The 13,241-nt window shown below is 36.4% G+C and carries 11 protein-coding genes and 1 riboswitch; of the genes, 6 read left to right on the top strand and 5 right to left on the bottom strand.

Translation table 11 applies throughout. The features are described from left to right. Nucleotides 1-19: 19 nt before the first annotated feature. A complete protein-coding gene (locus AM499_RS01670; RefSeq protein ID WP_053588561.1) occupies nt 20-1,363 on the bottom strand; it encodes a sigma-54 interaction domain-containing protein in 1,344 nt (447 codons plus the stop codon). 954 nt (nt 1,364-2,317) lie between these two features. Beyond that, a complete protein-coding gene (locus AM499_RS01665) occupies nt 2,318-3,493 on the bottom strand; it encodes an MDR family MFS transporter (protein WP_053592061.1) in 1,176 nt (391 codons plus the stop codon). Between the two features lie 120 nt (nt 3,494-3,613). On the opposite strand from AM499_RS01665, the gene AM499_RS01660 reads away from it, so the two are divergent. The 4 genes from AM499_RS01660 to AM499_RS01645 all read left to right on the top strand — a co-directional run bounded on the left by AM499_RS01660 (nt 3,614) and on the right by AM499_RS01645 (nt 6,894). Further along, nucleotides 3,614-4,573 (top strand): tRNA modification radical SAM protein MnmL/YtqA, encoded by a 960-nt coding sequence (locus AM499_RS01660; RefSeq protein ID WP_053588560.1) that lies wholly within the window; start codon nt 3,614-3,616, stop codon nt 4,571-4,573. Then, complete coding sequence (locus AM499_RS01655) at nt 4,570-5,139, top strand: tRNA 5-(aminomethyl)-2-thiouridylate-methyltransferase MnmM (protein ID WP_053588559.1); 570 nt, start codon at nt 4,570-4,572, stop codon at nt 5,137-5,139. Before AM499_RS01660 ends, AM499_RS01655 begins: the two co-directional genes overlap by 4 nt. Nucleotides 5,140-5,261: 122 nt before the next feature. Continuing rightward, entirely contained in the window at nt 5,262-6,344 is a 1,083-nt protein-coding gene (locus AM499_RS01650) for a type III polyketide synthase (RefSeq protein WP_053588558.1), read from the top strand. Nucleotides 6,345-6,348: 4 nt separating this feature from the next. Next, nucleotides 6,349-6,894, top strand: a complete 546-nt coding sequence (locus AM499_RS01645; RefSeq protein WP_371256580.1) for an isoprenylcysteine carboxyl methyltransferase family protein — start codon at nt 6,349-6,351, stop codon at nt 6,892-6,894. 19 nt (nt 6,895-6,913) lie between these two features. Here AM499_RS01645 and AM499_RS01640 read toward each other — a convergent pair whose 3' ends face one another. Beyond that, on the bottom strand, nt 6,914-8,236 hold the full coding sequence (locus AM499_RS01640; protein ID WP_053588557.1) for an NAD-dependent malic enzyme: 1,323 nt from the start codon (nt 8,234-8,236) through the stop codon (nt 6,914-6,916). A gap of 188 nt (nt 8,237-8,424) precedes the next feature. Then, nucleotides 8,425-9,216 (bottom strand): alpha/beta hydrolase, encoded by a 792-nt coding sequence (locus tag AM499_RS01635; protein WP_053588556.1) that lies wholly within the window; start codon nt 9,214-9,216, stop codon nt 8,425-8,427. Nucleotides 9,217-9,328: 112 nt separating this feature from the next. Here AM499_RS01635 and AM499_RS01630 point away from each other — a divergent pair, with 112 nt between their 5' ends. After that, nucleotides 9,329-9,841 (top strand): gamma carbonic anhydrase, encoded by a 513-nt coding sequence (locus AM499_RS01630; RefSeq protein ID WP_053588555.1) that lies wholly within the window; start codon nt 9,329-9,331, stop codon nt 9,839-9,841. A 60-nt stretch (nt 9,842-9,901) separates the two neighbouring features. Here AM499_RS01630 and metK read toward each other — a convergent pair whose 3' ends face one another. Beyond that, nucleotides 9,902-11,098: a methionine adenosyltransferase gene (gene metK, locus AM499_RS01625; protein WP_053588554.1), complete on the bottom strand. Its 1,197-nt coding sequence runs from the start codon at nt 11,096-11,098 to the stop codon at nt 9,902-9,904. 206 nt (nt 11,099-11,304) lie between these two features. Then, nucleotides 11,305-11,419, bottom strand: a riboswitch (SAM riboswitch). Nucleotides 11,420-11,614: 195 nt separating this feature from the next. On the opposite strand from metK, the gene pckA reads away from it, so the two are divergent. Next, nucleotides 11,615-13,201 carry a phosphoenolpyruvate carboxykinase (ATP) gene (pckA, locus tag AM499_RS01620; protein ID WP_053588553.1) on the top strand — a complete coding sequence of 529 codons (1,587 nt, stop codon included), beginning with the start codon at nt 11,615-11,617 and terminating at the stop codon, nt 13,199-13,201. The last annotated feature ends 40 nt before the right edge of the window (nt 13,202-13,241 follow it).

The raw sequence follows: 13,241 nt of genomic DNA, 5'->3' as shown, positions 1-13,241 counted from the left end.
CGATAAGTCGGAATTTAGGTCATAAGTTGTATTTTTTTATTTTTTCATAAAGTGTGGAACGGCTAATACCTAATTGCTCAGCAATCACCGCTTTATTAGGCTCTTCTTCTAGTAAATCTCGAATCACATTTTTTTCAACATCTAGTAAAATATTTGCTAGCTTACCTGAAGTTTGAAAAGATAAAGCATTCCTTTTCTTTACTTGCACTGGTAATGCGTTAGGTAAAATAATATCATCCTCTGCTAAATATACTGCAGCTTGAAGAACATTTTGCAATTCGGTAACGTTTCCTGGCCAATGATAGGATTGTAGTATTTCTCTTGTCTTCGTAGCTAAAACTACTTTACGACGTCCTGCCTGAACAACAAATTTTTGCAAGAAATGGTTCAATAGCTCTGTGAAGTCTTCCATACGGTCTCGAAGTGGTGGGATGGATAGGGTAATTGCTTGGATTCGATAAAATAAATCTTCTCGAAACTTCTTTTCCTCCACTAATTTAGATAGGGACACATTAGATGCTGCCAAAATTCGAACGTTTACTTGTTCCCCCTTCTCAGAGTGCATACATACAACTTCTTTGTCTTGCATTGCCCGTAAAAGCTTTGCTTGCAGTGTTACAGGAAGTGCGCTGATCTCATCTATAAAGAGTGTCCCTTTATCTGCTTGCTGATATCTTCCTTTTCGTAAATGTCCTGTAATCACATCGAGCTTACCGAATAATTCCTCCTCTAATAGTTCTGGAGGAACTGCAGCACAATTCACCTTAACAAAAAGTTCATCTGATCGATCAGAAAGCTGATGAATACTATGTGCAAACATTTCTTTTCCCGTACCACTTTCTCCTTCGATTAAAACCGGCAAATCACTCGGAGCTATCATTTCAATTGTTTCTTTTATTTTACGCATTGCGACAGAAGTGCCTTTAATATTTACTAAATGGTACTCTTTATAACTATTATCTTCTTTATTTAACTGTATGCGTTCCATCGTTGTACGAACGTGCGAGCTTAGCTTTTTCCAATCCGACATATCTCGAAATATAACACTACCGAATGCACCGACAATTTCACCATCGACAACAAGTGGAACACGGTTCGCCAGCATGTACGTTCCCTTTATGTAATGAGGTGATGCTATATCTGCAACCCCTGACTTGATTACTTCATGCATTTTTGTATTTTCAATTACTTCCGCAACATGCTGTCCAATTGCATTTTCCTTCGTAACTTCAAGAAACCGGCAATAATCTTCATTCATATAAAGTATGTTAGAATCTTTATCGACAACAACAAACCACTGGAATGCATTCTCTAATATTTGTGCCAGCACTGATACTGACAATTTTCCCAATAAACTATCCATTTTTTCCCCTCCTTCTTGGAAACAACTTCTGTCTTATAATCTCAAAAGTTAGACAATTAATCAATTCCCTTGCTTGATTATCTAAATCTCACTATTGAAAAAGAAGAGAGTCATCTTGTAAATGCATAACCCTTTTCCACCCAAAGCTTAATTAGGAATATTACTTATCTAGTGGCATTCGCGCTGGCCGCACGTCCGCATGAGTCGCTGTATGCGCAAGCGCATCCATCTGTCTCATACGGCACGTCATGCGGCTTGCAAGGCGCGATTGCCAGTGTATCCTCTTGATAAAAAATGTAGATTCTATTATTAGATTGTTAAAAAATAATACTTTAAATGAAGGAGCGATTCATCCTGCGGAGGCTCATGGATAGCATGCGGCAAGCGCACATACGAGTTCTACTCTGTAATTAGAAGATTAATTTAACTATTGTCAAAAGGGAATACTACTTATCTATTGGCATTCGCGCTGGCCGCACGTCCGCATGAGCCGCTGTATGCGCAAGCGCATACTTCTGTCTCATACGGCACGTCATGCGGCTGGCAAGGCGCGATTGCCAGTGTATGCTATTCAATGAATAAAGAAGTTTCTATTTATATGACTTATTAATTAATAATTCTTTAACTTGTTTAAAACTCAATTTCATCGAAAAACAATTATCTGAGAATAGGATGAAGGCTTACTTTTCATAGATTTTTTTCTATCTTTATCGGATAATGTCCAGGATGTGCGCCTTACACGCCGCAGGAGCGCGAAGAATGAGACCCCGCAAAGGATGGGCGAGCGACGAAGGAGCGAATCATCCTGCGGAGGCTCATGCGTAGCGTGCGGCTAGCGCACATCCGTTTTGAAATCTTTCGTTTGCTTTAAAACATAATATATTTAACTACTACATATGTTCCGCAATTTAAGAATCAACAAATAAAAAAACACCGTAGAAACGGTGTTTTTATTTATTCATTATCCGCTACCTTCTTAAGAGGAAGATCATAAAGTAGACTTGTAACTATCGCAAAGACCATCAAGCTCGTGAGAATTAGAATCATCACTGGTGTGCCATAAGCTTCTACCAAAATACCTCCGATGAAAGGTCCTATCATTCTACCAATTGTCGCCATACTATTAACAATTCCTTGATAAAAACCTTCTCTACCTTTCGGAGCTAACTTATCAGCGAGTGTAGGTACGGCAGGCCAAACGAACATTTCTCCAATAGTCAATATAACCATAGCAGTAATAAACATAGCGTAGCTTTCAGCAAATGCAACTACTACAAATGATCCCATGAAAATAACTATTCCTAAAATCATTTGTGCTTTAATCTTGTTTTCCAATCTCTTAATAATTGGTTTAATAAGAGGTTGACCCGCAATAATAAGCGCACCATTTATTGTCCATAATAAGCTATATTGTTTTAATGTTATACCTAAATCGAGCACATATGTAGAAATCGTCGAAGTCCATTGAACATAAACAATCCATGTTAACATATAACCAACAGTTATAATCATCATTGCATAAAAAGGCGCTTTTTGATTGATTTTCTTTTGTTCATTCATAACAGCTACATGCTTATTAGATGATGCTGACATATTACGATAAAAGAATAGAGCGATAAATAAAAATAATACATATGTTAGCAAATTAGCTAGAAAGATATTATTTATATTACGATCTGCTACTAAACCCGCTATTGCCGGTCCTATAGCGACCCCTAAATTTTGAGCCAGATAAATAGCGTTAAACGCTTTTCTTCCCCCTTCTGGCCATACACTTCCAACCAAAGCATACATGCTTGGAAATATAATACCTCCACTAAAACCTAAAATGGCTACAAACCAAATATATTCTGGCCAACCGTGCCAAAATGTTAATAGTATTAAAGGAATAATGGATAATATAATACCGAAAACGATAGATTTATATCCACCAATACGATCAAACAGGTATCCTCCTAATAGATTACCAATAACACCAGTCCCAGCATTTATCATTAGAACAAATCCAGCAACAGTTAAAGATTGCCCCAAATGATCATGCATATAAATCGTATGTAATGGCCACAAAAAAGAATTTCCAGTCGTATTAATAAACATTCCAACAATTAAAAGCCACACTACTTTTGGCAATAATAACACCTCATTTCTCCTTGCACTCTGAACATTGTATTCCTTTTCAGATGGCACTTCAAGATGTTGCAACAAACTTACCAAAGACATGATAAAATAATCCTTTAAGGAGGAGTCAAAATGACCGAATATCACTTTCCTTTTCCTTCTGATGGGAAAAGATATTATACTTGGAATCGCTATTTACGAAATACATTTAACCAGAAAATTTTCAAAGTAGCTTTAGATGCCGGGTTTGATTGTCCAAATAGAGATGGCACTGTTGCATATGGCGGCTGTACATTTTGTAGCGTTGCAGGTAGTGGTGACTTTGCAGGCAATAAAGTCGATTCTATTCCTGTGCAGTTTGATAAAATAAAAGCTAAAATGCACGAAAAATGGAAAGCTGGAAAATACATTGCTTATTTTCAAGCATATACAAATACCCACGCTCCATTGCCTGTTTTAAAAGAAAAATTTGAAGCTGCCCTTGCCTTAGAAGGCGTTGTTGGGATTTCCATTGCAACAAGACCAGACTGCTTACCTGATGATGTTGTCGAATATCTAGCTGAACTAAATAAACGCACTTATTTATGGATAGAACTTGGTCTTCAAACTGTACATGAAAGAACCGCTAATTTAGTCAATCGAGCTCACGATTATCCAACTTATGTAGAAGGGGTAAATAAATTAAGAAAACATGGCATTCAAATATGTACCCATATTATCAATGGATTACCTTTGGAAGATAGAGATATGATGATGGAAACTGCTAAAGCAGTATCTAAGCTTGATGTCCAAGGTATAAAAATTCATTTATTACATTTACTTAAAGGAACACCTATGGTGAAACAATACGAAAAAGGCAAACTAGAATTTATGGAACGAGATGCGTATATTCAACTCGTAGCAGATCAATTAGAAATTTTACCTCCTAAAATGGTAGTACAGCGAATCACTGGTGACGGTCCTATTGACTTAATGATTGGACCGATGTGGAGCGTAAACAAATGGGATGTTTTAAATGGAATAGATGCAGAATTAGCTAAGCGTGAAAGTTATCAGGGAAAATATTATCAAGAGACTGGTGTTATGAAATGAAATTAAAAAGAGTTTTACCATTTGCAAAAGATTTATTGGCATCTGTCATTAAGCCCGGAGATTACGTAGTAGATGCAACTGCAGGAAACGGGCATGACACTTTATATTTAGCAGAATTGGTAGGAGAAACTGGGCATGTTTATGCATTTGATGTACAATCTGAGGCTTTAAAGTCAACAGAGCAGAAATTAGTTGAAGCAAATTTAAAGTCCAGAACTACTTTAATATTAGATGGTCATGAACATGTTTCAACCTATGTTCAAAAGGAAGTTTCAGCTGCCATTTTCAATCTCGGATACTTACCTGGCAGCAATCATCATATCGTGACAAAAGGAAACTCCACAATTCTAGCTGTGGAATCACTCTTAGAATTGTTGAAAATAGGAGGTTTAATTGTATTAGTTGTTTATCACGGACATGCTGGTGGTAAAGAAGAAAAAGATGCAATTACAAATTATGTTAAACAATTACCTCAATCCTACGTCCATGTGCTATGCTATCAGTTTTTAAATCAACAAAATAACCCACCTTTTATCATCGCTATAGAAAAGATGAAAACATCTTAAATTCTTTGTCATTACTTTGCATATTTTGAAAGAGCATGGAGAAACTAATTAGAAAAAGCCTAGGCGTACGGAAAGAATATTGTTAATAGTTTTTTTCTGATCAATTTATAAAGGAGAATCCCATGCCTAAAATCGCTTCTATTAGTACATATAATCCTCCATATGCTTTGGAGCAATCCAATATTGAACAATTAACAAAAGAATTGTTTCAAGATAAAATTGCACAATTAGATAGATTATTAAAAGTTTTTGAAAATGGAGACATAGATACCCGCTATTTTTGTGTACCGTTAGAATGGCATCAGAAAGAGCACACCTTTGAAGAAAGAAATAATCTTTATATTGAGCTAGCGACAAAATATAGTGTTGAAGTAATCCAAGCTTGCCTAAGTAATACTTCTTTTTTAAAAGATTCTCTTAAGCCAGATGAAATAGATGCAATCATATTTGTAAGTAGTACTGGCATATCTACCCCAAGTATCGACGCTCGAGTGATGAATCATCTTCCATTTTCTGACCGAACTAAACGGATTCCGATATGGGGGCTAGGTTGTGCTGGTGGAGCTGCAGGAGTTAGTAGAGCATTTGATTATTGTAAAGCTCATCCTAAAGCAAAAGTGCTAGTTGTTTGTGTGGAATTATGTAGCCTCACTTTTCAGCCTAATGATTATTCTAAAAGTAATCTAATAGGTGCTTCTCTTTTTGCTGACGGGGCTGCTTGTGTATTAGTTTGTGGTGATGAAGTATTATTGAACACGCAGAAACGAGTACCTTCTATTATATATACTGCCTCTAAGTGGATGCCTGATTCCGAAAATGTAATGGGATGGGATATTAAAAATAATGGATTACATGTTGTTTTCTCAAAGAGTATACCTTCTATCATTTCAAGCTGGCTCGGTCCATTCATTCATGAATTTATGGAGGAACAACAAATTTCAGTAGACCAGCTTAAGAACTTTGTTGCTCATCCTGGTGGAAAAAAGGTATTGCATGCATACGAGGAAACACTTCAACTCGAGGAAAATCAAACAGCTATTTCACGTGATGTATTAAAAAAACACGGTAACATGTCTTCTCCTACTGTGCTTTATGTCTTAGAGCAATTTATGTTAAAAGATCATCAGAAGGATGAAATGGGATTATTAGTAGCTCTTGGACCTGGTTTTTGTGGGGAAGCAGTCTTACTAAATTGGAGTGATTAACAACATGCTGTTATTTTACATTATTATTTCACTAGTAATCATTCAAAGAATAACGGAAGTATTTATAGCTAAACAAAATGAAAAAAAGATGCTTGCACAAGGTGCATATGAAGTAGGTGCTGCTCATTATCCATATATGGTAGCTCTTCACGTCAGCTTTTTTGTTAGCTTGATTGCAGAAGTTCTAATTTTTGAGCGAGGCATTTCTCCTCTATTCCCTTTATTTCTTCTAATTTTTTTATTTGTACAAGGTTTACGTATTTGGTGTTTAACAACTTTAGGTACTTTTTGGAATACGAAAATCATTATTTTGCCTGGAGCACGTGTTGTTTCTAAGGGTCCATATCTTTTTATCAAACATCCAAATTATGTGGTTGTCTGTATCGAAATTGTACTACTACCACTAATGTTTCAAGCTTATATGACCGCTCTTTGTTTTACTCTTTTGAATCTTGCCATGCTTTCCGTTCGAATACCTTTGGAAGAAAAAGCTTTAAGTGAAGCTACTAATTATAATGAAGAATTTAAAAAGAAGATTTCAGCGTCTTAAACTGAAATCTTCTTTTTATTTATCTATTCATTTCATTATTTGCTGCTTCTTCTACTGCTCTAGCCACTAAATGATGCACCATAGGATCTAGAGGGTTTGGTATTAACTCACCAGGTTTGGTATGGCTCACAATAGCTTGTGCTGCTGCAATTAACATCGTGTATGTAATTTCCTTTGCACCTGCATCTAAAGCTCCTTTAAATATCCCTGGGAAGCCAATAACATTATTAACTGAGCGTCCGTCTGCTGCGAAGGCTGCTCCTGCTGCTATTGCAGCAGATGGCAAGATCTCTGGATTTGGATTAGATAGAGCTAAAATTATTTGACCCTTTCTTACCATTTCTGGCTTAATCAATCCTGAAACTCCAGTAGTTGCAATGATAATATCACAAGTCTCCATCATCTCTTCTAATGAAGCAATCGTTTGTCCACCATAATTAACCAATCGATTTTGAGCTTCTTCTTGTCTATCTAAACCATACACTTCTTCTACACCATAAGCCATTAGCATACGACAGATAGCCAACCCTGCAGCACCTAGTCCAACTTGACCAATTACCGCAGTTTTAGGATCAACTCCTGTTGCTTTGCATGCAGATAATATTGCAGCAAGTGCCACAACAGCAGTACCATGCTGATCATCATGCATTACTGGAATAGGAAGTTCCGCTTTAAGACGTTCTTCTATTTCGAAGCAATGAGGAGAACCAATATCTTCTAGTAATATTGCTCCAAATCCTTGATGTATATGCTTTACAGTTTCAACGATTTCATCTGGATCACTTGTATTTAATAGAATAGGTATTCCACTTAAACCAACAAACTGATCTAATAACACGGCTTTCCCTTCCATTACAGGCATACCGGCTACTGAACCAATATTACCTAGACCTAAGATAGCTGTACCATCCGTAACGATAGCTACGGAGCTTCCAATGGATGTAAAATAATTTGCTTTCTCTGGATTATGTACAATTTCCATACAAACACTCGCTACACCAGGTGTATAAATTCTTTGTAAATCTCCTAATGATCGTACATCCAGCTGACTCTTCATCGCGATTTTTCCGCCTTCATGAGCTTTCAGTACATCATCAGTAACAGCATGTATCTTAACACCATTTCCAATGGCTTCAATATTAGAAATAACTTGTTGTAATTGTTCTTCCGATTTAAAAGTAATAGAAATATCACGAACAGTTGTTAAAGCACCGCTCTTTAACGTCGTAATATCACCAATATCTCCTTCTGCCATTCCAATTGCAGTTGCTACTTTTGCAAAATTACCCGGTCTAGAAGATGTTTCAACAATGAAGTTTCGTATAATATGTTGGTTTTGCATGTAAATTCTCCTTACTTTCTCTCATTCAATCATAAATTATAACATAAATATCTTTTATTCGTAATAAATATACGAAAGGTTTCATTGATTAGTATATTCCTTTGTAATAGCATCTCAACCAATTTTATATTACACTTCTAAACCCTAAAAATTCTCATTATATTACTGTTAAATTGAATTATTTATAGTCATACAATATAACCAATGGATCTTAGAACATTATTTATAAAGGCATGAGAATACTCAAAAATCTCTTCCCTTTCAGGTTCTTGATGCAAATCATGAAAGCAATTTTTCCATGACTTATATTGATACTCAGATAGCTCTTGCTTTTTAAACCACGCTGCAGTAGATGTGATATCTGCAATCTTATCTCTTTCAGCAGTCATTAATAATACCGGAACATTCGGTACTGATTCCGTTGATTGTAAAATACTTTTCATAAGTAATTGGAGTTCTATGTACCAATCATTCGAGACGATTGTATGGTAAGTAGGATCATCAATAAATTGTTGATAAATATCATAGTTTCTCGTTAATTCCTTAAGCTGAATATCATGGTTAATCTTTTGTTGTACTGGTAATTTTGCCAGTGCATTTGTCCATTTAGATGGCTGTTTCTTTAATTGCAACCAAGGAGACGTTAAAATGACACCAGCATATTCTATTTGTAATTTGTGTAGCACTTTAATAAGCAGGGTTGCTCCAAGTCCATGGCCAAGAATAAAAATTGGTAAATTATAAGTAACGGCTACTTGTAAAGCAAGCGTTATATATTCTTTATATTGTTCAAAAGATTCATTATGTATTTTTTTTCCTCTTGTCTGTTCACCATGTCCTGGTAAGTCTCCCATTACAATATGACAGTTAGAACTTCTAAACTTTTCAATTAACCAAGCATATCTTCTATGATGTTCATATGCACTATGAACAATGACAATTACTGCTTTAGGTTTTTCTTCTGCTTCCCATTTCCACATGAACATCACCTCTTGTTTTGTTTTGTACCGAATGTCTACTTCAATTATTTGATTATTTTACTTCATTTGATAACATTAATTATATTCTATTTACATAAGGAGCGTGAGCATATTGATTTATCCATTTAAAGGCAAATATCCAACAATAGATGAATCTGCATTTATTGCTGATTATGTCACAATTACAGGCGATGTGACAATCGGACAAGAGTCTACAATTTGGTTTAATACGGTAATCAGAGGGGACGTTGCTCCTACGATTATTGGACGAAGAGTGAGTATCCAAGATTTATGTTGTTTGCATCAAAGTCCTAATAACCCTCTTGTTATTGAAGATGAAGTGACAATTGGACACCAAGTAACGTTACATAGCTGTACTATTCGAAAAGGTGCTTTGGTTGGAATGGGCTCTATTATTTTGGATGGAGCTGAGATCGGTGAAGGTGCATTTATCGGTGCTGGAAGTTTAGTAACCCAAGGTAAGAAAATTCCCCCTAATTCACTTGCCATAGGTAGTCCTGCAAAAGTTGTTCGGGAGCTGTCTGAGGAAGACAAAGAAGATGTTCAACGTATTATTCGTGAATACGTTGAAAAAGGACAGTATTATAAATCACTTCAAAAATAAAACTTATTTTCTTTAAAAAAGAGGCTATCCTATAACAGGAAGCCTCTTCTTCATTATTTCTTATAAACCAGCTTTTTGTCTTAACAAATCTGCTTTATCTGTTCTTTCCCATGGTGCATCAATGTCAGTACGACCAAAATGTCCATACGCAGCTGTTTGCTTGTAAATAGGACGACGAAGGTCTAGCATTTTAATAATACCAGCTGGACGAAGGTCAAACAATTCACGAATATGTGAAACTAATTTTGCCTCTTCTACTTTTCCAGTACCAAATGTGTCTACTGCGATTGATACAGGTTGTGCTACACCAATTGCATAGGCAAGTTGTACTTCACAACGATCTGCAAGTCCTGCTGCAACAATATTTTTTGCAACGTAACGAGCAGCATATGCTGCTGAACGGTCTACTTTTGTTGGATCTTTACCAGAGAACGCACCGCCTCCATGACGAGCATATCCACCGTAAGTATCTACAATAATTTTACGACCTGTTAAACCTGCATCCCCTTGTGGTCCACCAATTACGAAACGACCAGTTGGGTTAATGAAATATTTAGTATTTTCATCAATTAAATTAGCAGGAACAATTGGATTGATAACTACTTCTTTTAAATCTTTTTGAATTTGTTCTAACGTTACTTCTGGGTGATGCTGAGTCGAAATAACAATTGTATCTATATGAACAGGATTGTTATTTTCATCATACTCCACAGTTACTTGTGTTTTACCATCTGGACGTAAATAGTCTAAAGTTTCGTCTTTACGAACGTCTGCTAAACGACGAGCCAACTGATGAGCTAAACTAATTGGAAGTGGCATAAGTTCAGGTGTTTCATTACATGCGTAACCAAACATTAAACCTTGGTCTCCTGCTCCAATTGCTTCAATATCAGAATCTGTCATAGATCCTTCACGTGCCTCTAAAGCTTGGTCAACCCCTTGAGCAATATCAGCTGATTGCTCATCAATAGAAGTTAATACTGCTGAAGTTTCAGAGTCAAAACCATATTTTGCACGAGTGTAGCCGATTTCTTTAATAGTTGAACGTACAACTTTTGGAATATCAACATAAGTGGATGTTGTGATTTCCCCTGCAACTAATACTAACCCTGTAGTCACTGTTGTTTCACAAGCAACACGTGCGTTTGGATCTTCCGTAAGAATTGCATCTAGAATTGCATCTGAAATTTGATCACAAATTTTATCTGGATGCCCTTCTGTAACTGATTCAGATGTAAATAATCTGCGTTGTGTCATAGAATATTCCTCCTATATCCTGCGAGATCTCTCTCAAGAATTGATACGGTACTCATTCCCATGTCAAGCCATTTCAAATCAAATAGATTAAACTTGAAGCCGTTTCGGACTTGGCACACAAGGATAAAGGGCGATGTTATAAAAAAAACCTCTCACTCACGTTTGATTACATGAGGAAAGGCTATTAATATCATAAGCACCTTTCACTCTTATCAATCAAGGAATCTCACCTTGTCTCAGGTTGGGCACCTTTGCAATAGAAAAAATTACAGGTTGCCGGGTTTCATAGGGCCTGACCCCTCCACCAGCTCGGGATAAGAGTATCCGTTCAATTTACCATCATACGTAAGTTGTAACGAGAAGTCAATATTTATTTGTTGACAATTTATTCACAAACAAAAAATAATCAATCCATTAGTATAGACTATTAAGTTAAATGTGTTATACTAATTCACATATGAATGCTATATCCCTTTATTTTTTTAGGGAAAACAATAAAAAGGATGGTATACCAATATGAATTCAATCGATACTGTGAGTGAACTGAACGAATTGTTAGCTGGAGAGAATGTACACATTCAGTTATCAGTGCCGCAACTTGTGGAAAAAGCAACATCAAGAGGTGAGGCTGTTTTAACATCTACAGGAGCAGTGAAAGCAGAAACAGGTAAATATACAGGTCGTTCTCCACAAGATAAGTACATTGTAGATGAACCTATATCAAGAGACAAAATCGATTGGGGTCCTGTAAACCAACCAATTTCTTCTGAAATTTTCGAGTCACTCTATAAAAAAGTAACAGACTACCTTGCAACACAAGATGAACTATTTGTGTTCAAAGGATTTGCAGGTGCGGATAAGGATTCACGCATAGGAATTCAAGTAATAAATGAATATGCTTGGCACAATCTATTTGCCCATCAGTTATTCATTCGTCCTTCAGAAGAAGAACTGACAACCCATAAAGCAGATTTCACAATTGTCAGTGCACCTAACTTTAAAGCAAATCCAGCAGTGGACGGTACAAAATCAGAAACATTTATTATCGTTTCAATGGAAAAACGCATTGTATTAATCGGTGGTACTGAATATGCTGGAGAAATGAAAAAATCTATATTCTCTATTATGAACTATTTACTGCCAGAAGCAAACATTTTACCTATGCACTGTTCTGCAAACGTTGGTGAAGATGGTGATGTAGCATTATTCTTTGGTCTTTCAGGAACAGGAAAAACAACACTTTCTGCAGACGCAGGACGTAAATTAATCGGTGATGACGAACACGGTTGGTCTGATAATGGAGTATTTAACATTGAAGGTGGATGCTACGCTAAATGTATCGACCTAACTCGCGTAAATGAGCCTCAAATTTTTGACGCGATTACATTTGGAACGGTTTTAGAAAACGTCGTAGTAGATGCAGAAACACGTATCGCTAATTATGCCGATAATTCTTTAACTGAGAATACACGTGCTGCTTACCCAATCCAAAATATCGAAAATATAGTAGACCCATCTGTAGCTGGTCACCCAAATACAATTATTTTCTTAACTGCTGATGCTTTCGGCGTATTGCCTCCAATCAGTAAATTAACGAAAGAACAAGCAATGTACCACTTCCTAAGTGGATTCACATCTAAATTAGCAGGTACTGAGCGTGGAATAACTTCTCCACAACCAGCTTTCTCAACTTGCTTCGGTTCTCCATTCCTACCATTGCATGCAACTGTTTATGCTGAAATGCTTGGGAAGAAAATCGATGAACACGGTGCACAAGTATTTTTAGTAAACACTGGCTGGACTGGTGGAGAATACGGTGTTGGAAACCGTATGAAGCTTTCTTACACACGTACAATGGTTCGTGCTGCAATTGAAGGTAAGCTAAATGAAGTAGAAACAGAAACTGACGCAGTATTTGGCTTATCAATTCCTGCACAAGTAGAAGGTGTTCCTTCTGAAGTATTAGTACCACGTAATGCTTGGGAAGATAAAGCTGCATACGACCAAAAAGCTAGCGAGCTTGCTCAAGCGTTCCGTGAAAACTTTAAAAAGTTTGGAACTGTATCAGAAGATATCACGCTAAAAGGTGGACCTTTAGCATAATAAAAAATTGCGAAGCTGCTTAATGTAGTTTTCCAAAGAA

Origin of the sequence: Bacillus sp. FJAT-22090, from assembly GCF_001278755.1 — a bacterium.
Taxonomy (GTDB): Bacteria; Bacillota; Bacilli; order Bacillales_A; family Planococcaceae; genus Psychrobacillus.
The sequence above is the reverse complement of the archived record's forward strand: the minus strand, read 5'-3'. Positions and strand labels throughout refer to the sequence as shown.

Excerpts from the sequence above, each read along its gene's own strand:
- AM499_RS01670 (WP_053588561.1), bottom strand. The coding sequence starts at position 1,363 with ATGGATAGTTTATTGGGAAAATTGTCAGTATCAGTGCTGGCACAAATA.
- AM499_RS01640 (WP_053588557.1), bottom strand. The coding sequence starts at position 8,236 with ATGCAAAACCAACATATTATACGAAACTTCATTGTTGAAACATCTTCT.
- AM499_RS01660 (WP_053588560.1), top strand. The coding sequence starts at position 3,614 with ATGACCGAATATCACTTTCCTTTTCCTTCTGATGGGAAAAGATATTAT.
- AM499_RS01645 (WP_371256580.1), top strand. The coding sequence starts at position 6,349 with ATGCTGTTATTTTACATTATTATTTCACTAGTAATCATTCAAAGAATA.
- AM499_RS01650 (WP_053588558.1), top strand. The coding sequence starts at position 5,262 with ATGCCTAAAATCGCTTCTATTAGTACATATAATCCTCCATATGCTTTG.
- AM499_RS01635 (WP_053588556.1), bottom strand. The coding sequence starts at position 9,216 with ATGTGGAAATGGGAAGCAGAAGAAAAACCTAAAGCAGTAATTGTCATT.
- AM499_RS01655 (WP_053588559.1), top strand. The coding sequence starts at position 4,570 with ATGAAATTAAAAAGAGTTTTACCATTTGCAAAAGATTTATTGGCATCT.
- metK (WP_053588554.1), bottom strand. The coding sequence starts at position 11,098 with ATGACACAACGCAGATTATTTACATCTGAATCAGTTACAGAAGGGCAT.
- pckA (WP_053588553.1), top strand. The coding sequence starts at position 11,615 with ATGAATTCAATCGATACTGTGAGTGAACTGAACGAATTGTTAGCTGGA.